The organism is Blastococcus sp. SYSU DS0616, assembly GCF_054051015.1.
The window spans coordinates 67978-74551 of the sequence record NZ_JBJHAJ010000021.1 but is presented as its reverse complement, the minus strand read 5'-3'; the positions used below and the strand labels follow the sequence as shown (position 1 = coordinate 74551).

General features: G+C 75.0%; 6 protein-coding genes. All 6 read right to left on the bottom strand.

Annotated features, from left to right (window positions below; genetic code table 11):
- Positions 1-284 precede the first annotated feature (284 nt).
- Positions 285-1481 carry a cell division protein PerM gene (locus tag ACI79K_RS15605; protein WP_456600120.1) on the bottom strand — a complete coding sequence of 399 codons (1197 nt, stop codon included), beginning with the start codon at positions 1479-1481 and terminating at the stop codon, positions 285-287.
- Positions 1482-1567: 86 nt separating this feature from the next.
- The gene (locus ACI79K_RS15600) at positions 1568-2725 is read right to left on the bottom strand and encodes a hypothetical protein (RefSeq protein WP_456600119.1); all 1158 of its coding nucleotides are present in this window, start codon (positions 2723-2725) and stop codon (positions 1568-1570) included.
- Positions 2726-2876: 151 nt separating this feature from the next.
- The gene (gene sucD, locus ACI79K_RS15595; protein WP_456590382.1) at positions 2877-3755 is read right to left on the bottom strand and encodes a succinate--CoA ligase subunit alpha; all 879 of its coding nucleotides are present in this window, start codon (positions 3753-3755) and stop codon (positions 2877-2879) included.
- A gap of 26 nt (positions 3756-3781) precedes the next feature.
- Positions 3782-4945, bottom strand: coding sequence for an ADP-forming succinate--CoA ligase subunit beta (gene sucC, locus ACI79K_RS15590; RefSeq protein WP_456590383.1), 1164 nt, complete (start codon positions 4943-4945; stop codon positions 3782-3784).
- A 122-nt stretch (positions 4946-5067) separates the two neighbouring features.
- Positions 5068-5478, bottom strand: coding sequence for a cobalamin B12-binding domain-containing protein (locus ACI79K_RS15585; protein WP_456597846.1), 411 nt, complete (start codon positions 5476-5478; stop codon positions 5068-5070).
- Between the two features lie 43 nt (positions 5479-5521).
- Complete coding sequence (locus ACI79K_RS15580; RefSeq protein ID WP_456590385.1) at positions 5522-6406, bottom strand: hypothetical protein; 885 nt, start codon at positions 6404-6406, stop codon at positions 5522-5524.
- Positions 6407-6574: the final 168 nt, after the last annotated feature.

The following is a 6574-nucleotide window of genomic DNA, read 5'->3' as shown; positions in this document are numbered from 1 at the left end:
CCCCCCCCCCCCCCCCCCCCCCCCCCCCCCCCCCCCCCCCCCCCCCCCCCCCCCCCCCCCCCCCCCCCCCCCCCCCCCCCCCCCCCCCCCCCCCCACGGCGGCCGGGTAGGCGGGGTCGTCGGTGGCGTCCAGCAGGGCGGCGCACAGCGACCCGGTGCCGGACAGCAGGACGACGACCCGTGCCCGGGCAGGAGGCTCGTCGGCGGGCACGGCGTCGACCCTATAAGGACCCCGTCGTCCTCACGCCTCGCAGGCTCGGCGCGAGCCTCTCGACGGGGCCGCTTCAGCCCAGCGCCCGCCAGCGGGTCACCGCGCCGGCGAGCGCCGCGGCGATCCCGGCCTGCGCGGCCATCGCGATGCCGGTGGCCACGGGCGGGGCGCCGACCACCGCGAGAGCGCCGTCACCCAGGGCACCGCCCGCGGCCCAGGCGAGCACCCCGGTGAGCAGCCCGAGCAGGGAGCCGGCCAGCAGCCCGGCGAGTCCGGCGACCACCGAGCCACCGTCCCGGTCGGTGAACCAGCGGCCCAGGGTGCTGCCGGCCACCAGGCCCGCGACGGCGGGGATCGCCTGGGACACGAAGGCGACCAGCGGGACCGCCTGCGTGTCGGGCAGCGCCGCGAGCAACGGGAGGGCGGGCACGCTGCCCAGCGTGACGCCGTGCACCGACACGAGCGTGCCGGTGCCCACGGAGAAGCCGGGGCCGGCCGCCAGCCCGAGGACGGCGATCCCCGCGTTCGGCAGGTAGAGCGCGCTCAGCCCCAGCAGCCCGACGGCGCCCGCACCCGCCCCGCCGAGCGCGCGCGACAGAGCCGCGTAGCCGCCCGCGTCGCTGGCCAGCGCCACGGCGACGACCACGAGGGACAGGGCGAGCGCGGTGAGCAGCCCGGCGAGCACTCCGCGGAGGACCGGGCGGACGACACCCGGCAACCGGTCCAGCCCGGCGTCGAGCAGCCCGGACTCCCGCCCCGCGCCCCACCCGACGGCGACCAGGGTCAGGCCGGCGGGGACCGCCAGCGTGCGCGGCCAGCCGATGCCCGCCGTCGCGTCGTCCACGACCATCGCCAGCAGCCAGGTGACCGCGAGGTGCACGAGCACGACCAGGGACGCCGCGCCGGCCACCGTCGGCGCCGACGCGTCGTCGTCCAGGACCCGGACGGCCACCCGCCCGGCCCACCAGAGGCCCCGGGCCGCCAGCAGGGTCAGCAGCAAGGGCGCCAGCGCCAGCGCGCCGGAGGCCGGCCGGAGCTCGGCGCCGTGCGCGAGCAGCCACAGCCGGGTGGCGAGGGACGCCGATCCGCCCGCCGACATGCCACCGGCCGGGTCCAGCGCCTGCACGACCACCAGCGCCAGCCAGAGGCCGGTCACCCCCGCGACCGTGACGGCGGCCGCGGCGAGGGCCGCCAGGAAGGCCGGCGGCGCGGGTCGCGTGGTCGACCCGTCGTCCCGCCGGAAGGGCAGGCGTGCGAGCAGGGCGACCACCCCTCCACTCTCGCAAGCCAGCGCGGCGGATGTCCGCCGCACGCGCCGGAGCCGGCCGTCCCGGAAGGGGCGCGCCGGAACGCCGATCAGGTGTCCGTGCCGGGGCGCTCGCTCTGCGTAGTGCCCGGGGGCTCGCCGGAGGCGGTCGACCCCCCGGGCCCGCCGGCGGGTCCCGGGGCCGGACCCTGCTCCGCGCCGGGATGCGGCGGCCACGGGGGCGGGGCCTGCTGCCCCGGGTAGGGATACGGCCCCGGCCCGTACGGCGCGTAGGGGTACGGCTGCCCGACCCCCGGGCCGGCCCACTGCCCGCCGGGGTGCGAGGTGGCCGGCCGCGCCGGTCGTTCGCGCAGCTCCCTCCGCAGCGCCACCACCGCGAGCGCGGTGACGGCGGCCGCGGTCAGGAAGCCCAGCAGCGCCCAGAACGAGAAGGCGTACCGCAGGGTGTCCAACCACGAGAACAGGGTGAGGACCAGGCCGAGGCCGGCCAGGCCGGCGGTCACCGCGGAGCGCGGGAAGCTCAGCGTCGTCCGGACGAAGGCCGGCAGGACCGCCCACGTCGTCGCCAGCAGCAGGAGCACGAAGGCGGCGCGGACCATGCCGTCCTCCAGCCCGCTGAACGTCACGCCGAAGGTCGCGTCGCCGAACCGCCACCAGGGCAGGAAGGCGACGAGCAGGTACAGCAGCGTCCCGCCCGCGACGGCGTAGTCGGTCCAGGCCAGCCGCTTGGGGTCGAAGGAGAACTCGGCGCCGCCCGGTCGCCGGCCGCCCGGGTACCCGGGACCGGCGAACGGGGGTCCGTAGCCGGGAGCCCCGTGGACCGGCTGGCCGTAGGGCTGCTGGGGCGCACCGTACGGCGGCTGGCCGTACGGGGGCTGCCCGTACGTGGGCTGCCCGTACTGCTGGCCGTAGGCCGGCTGCCCGTAGGGGGGTTGCCCGTACTGCTGCTGGCCGTACGGGGGCTGCCCGTAGGGGGGCTGCCCGTACTGCTGGCCGTAGGCGGGCTGCCCGTACGGGGGCTGCCCGTACTGCTGCTGGCCGTATTGCTGCTGCCCGTACGGGAACTGGCCGTAGGCGGGCTGTTCGTGGGCCTGTCCACCCTGCGGCTGCTGGTACGGCCCCGGGTCCCCTCCCTGCGCCCCGGCCTCCGCGGTCCGCGGAGCCTCCTCACCCAGCCCCTCGGGTGACTGGCCACCCGCAGGAGGTCGGCCGCCTTCGGGCGGCTGCGGGGGCTGGCTCGCGGTCACTGGATCTCCTCCGGACGGATCAGGTGCTCATCGATCGTGGCGGTCGGGACGCGGCCCGCGCAACGACATGCTGCCACCCACCCGGCGCCCTCCGGACGCACCACTGCCCGGTGACCAGAGCGGTCACCGGGCAGCGTGGCGGCGTGGGAGGTCAGGAGCCGACGATCTCCCGCATGAGCTGCGCCGTCTCCGACGGCGTCTTGCCCACGCGCACACCGGCGGCCTCGAGGGCCTCCTTCTTGGCCTGGGCGGTACCGGCCGAGCCGGACACGATGGCGCCGGCGTGGCCCATGGTCTTCCCCTCGGGCGCGGTGAAGCCGGCGACGTACCCGACGACCGGCTTGGTGACGTTGGCCTTGACGAAGTCAGCGGCCCGCTCCTCGGCGTCGCCGCCGATCTCGCCGATCATCACGATCGCCTCGGTCTCCGGGTCGTCCTGGAAGGCCTGGAGGGCGTCGATGTGCGTGGTTCCGATGACCGGGTCGCCACCGATGCCGATCGCGGTGGAGAAACCGATGTCACGCAGCTCGTACATCATCTGGTAGGTGAGCGTGCCCGACTTCGACACCAGGCCGATCTTGCCCTGCTTGGTGATGTTGGCCGGGATGATGCCGGCGTTGCTGCGCCCGGGGCTGATCAGCCCGGGGCAGTTCGGGCCGATGATGCGCGTCGAGCCGCCCTGGGCGTGCGCCCAGAAGTAGGTCGAGTCGTGCACCGGGATTCCCTCGGTGATGACCACGGCGAGCCCGATCTGGGCGTCCACGGCCTCGATGACGGCGCCCTTGGCGAACGGCGGCGGCACGAAGATGACGCTGACGTCGGCGCCGGTCTCCTTCATGGCGTCGGCGACCGAGCCGAACACCGGCACGCTGCTGCCGTCGAAGTCGACGTTGGTACCGGCCTTGCGGGGGTTCACGCCCCCGACGATCGCGGTGCCGGAGGCGAGCATGCGCGAGGTGTGCTTCATGCCCTCGGAGCCGGTCATGCCCTGGACGATGACCTTGCTGTTCTCGTTGAGGAAGATCGACATCTCTACAGGTCCTGTTCGCTAGGGCTTCAGGCGGCGGCGAGCTCGGCGGCCCGGCGCGCGGCGCCGTCCATCGTGTCGACCACGGTCACGAGCGGGTGGTTGGCCTCGGCGAGGATCCGCCGACCCTCTTCCACGTTGTTGCCGTCGAGGCGGACCACCAGCGGCTTGGTGGCCTGGTCGCCCAGCTGCTGCAGGGCGGCGACGATGCCGTTGGCGACGGCGTCGCAGGCGGTGATCCCGCCGAAGACGTTGACGAAGACGCTCTTCACGGCGGGGTCGGAGAGGATGATCCCCAGGCCGTTGGCCATGACCTCGGCCGAGGCGCCACCGCCGATGTCCAGGAAGTTGGCCGGCTTGACCCCGCCGAACTCCTCTCCGGCGTAGGCGACGACGTCCAGGGTGCTCATGACCAGGCCGGCACCGTTGCCGATGATCCCGACCTCGCCCTCGAGCTTGACGTAGTTGAGGTCCTTCTCCTTCGCCGCGGCCTCGAGCGGGTCGGCGGCGGCGGCGTCCTCGAGCGCGGCGTGCTCGGCGTGCCGGAAGCCGGCGTTCTCGTCGAGGGTGACCTTCGCGTCCAGGGCGAGGACGGTGCCGTCGGGCGCCTTGGCGAGCGGGTTGACCTCGACCAGCGTGGCGTCCTCCTTGGCGAAGGTGTCCCACAGCTGGACGGCGATGGCGATCACCTGGTCGCGCACCTCGGCGGGGAAGCCGGCGGCGTCGACGATCTCGGCGGCCTTCTGGCTGTCGACGCCGACCGTGGCGTCGATCGGGATGCGGGCCAGCGCTTCGGGACGCTCGACGGCCAGCTGCTCGATCTCCACGCCGCCCTCCTTCGAGGCCATGGCCAGGAAGGTGCGGTTGGAGCGGTCGAGCAGGTAGGAGAAGTAGTACTCCTCGGCGATGTCGCTGGCCTGGGCCACCATCACGCGGTGCGTGATGTGGCCCTTGATGTCCAGCCCCAGGATGTCCTGGGCGCGCGCCTTGGCGTCCTCGGGGTTGTCGGCGAGCTTGACGCCACCGGCCTTGCCGCGGCCGCCGGTCTTCACCTGCGCCTTGACGACGACGGTCTGCCCGATCTCGCGGGCGATCGCCTCCGCCTGCTCGGGGGTCTCGGCGACGCCGCCGGGGAGCACGGGGACGCCGTGCGAGGCCAACAGGTCACGGGCCTGGTACTCGAAGAGATCCACGGAAAGGCACCGTAGACCGCTGGCCACCGGAACGCTGCCCCGGGCGGCCCGGACGGGGTCGGACGTGGTCTGCATCACAACGCTGCTCGCGCGTTCGCGCTGGTCACAGCGCCGAAGGCCCCTCAGGCGCCTGCGGGCTCTCCCACGTGGCTGCGCACCCACTCCACGATCTCGGTCGTCGTGGCCCCGGGCGTGAAGATGCCGGTGACGCCGAGCCGCTGGAGCTCGGGCACGTCCTCCTCCGGGATGATGCCGCCACCGAAGACGACCACGTCGTCGACACCGCGTTCCCGGAGCAGCTCCGCGAGCCGGGCGAAGAGCGTCATGTGCGCGCCGGAGAGGACGGACAGGCCCACGGCGTCGGCGTCCTCCTGCACGACCGTCTCGACGATCTGCTCGGGCGTCTGGTGCAGGCCGGTGTAGACGACCTCCATCCCGGCGTCGCGCAGTGCCCGCGCGACGACCTTGGCCCCGCGGTCGTGCCCGTCGAGCCCTGGTTTTGCGATGACCACCCGGATGCGTTCGTCCACCACGGCAGGCAGCTTAGGAGCTCTCGCGCCGGCGCAGTGGCGCGGGTCACGTCCCGGTGCGCCGCACCCGCCAGGCGCCCGCCGTCAGGCCGAGCAGACCCAGCCCCGCGACGAGCAGCCCGATGCCGGGAACGGTCCAGACCAGTTCGTCGGACGAGACGGCGTCCCGCAGGCCCTCCAGCCCCGCACCGAGCACGGTGACGGCGACGGCGAGCAGCCCCCCGACCGCTCCCAGCCGGGGCCGCAGCGACGGTGCGACGACCGCGCAGAGCAGCAGCGCACCGGCCAGCAGCAGCCCACCGAGCAGCGCGAGCCCCGGCCGCTCGAGCAGCGCCTGCGGCCCCTCCTGCGTCACGACGACCCGCATGCCGGTCACGGGGTCGATGCGCAGCTCCTGGGGCACATCGGCCGGCGGCAGCGCCAGGCAGAGGACGGCCACCACCCCCAGCAGCACCGCGGCCCCCGCCAGCACGGAGCGGATCGGCTCCAGCGGTCCGCGGTCCTCCATCACGGTCCGGCCCCAGGCCGCCACGGCGACGGCGCCGGCCAGCACGGTCAGGACGAGCGCGACGATGCCCAGCACCCAGCCGGCGCCGATCTGGACGCCGCTGGTCAGCACCCGCTCGCCCGCCAGCACCTCCACGCCGGGTCGGGCCGTCGAACTGCTCCCCCGGTAGAGCTCGATGAGCAGCTCCCCCACCGACAGCGCACCGGCCACGGCGGCGTAGGCCAGCCCGAACTTCGGAACGGCGCGGCGGAGCAGCGTGACCCCCACCGCAAGGTGGACGGCGGGCACGAGGAGGGTCGCGAGCGCACCGCCGAACCCCCGCACCTGGCGCAGCTCCTCTCCACCGACGACGAGGTAGGTCGGCACGGCGGCGAGCACGCCGGCCAGGCCGGCGAGCACGAGCAGCAGTCCGCAGAGCCGCACCGAGGGCGGCACGGTACCGACGACCACCCGGTCCCCGTCGGCCGCCGGCGGCGTGGCCGCCGACGCCCCTGCGGGCCCTCTGCGGGCGGCGCCCCTGGTCCGGCCTGCCCGGGCGCGATCGTCGCGGGTGGACACGTCTCCCCCTCTGCTGCATGTCACGAACCGGAC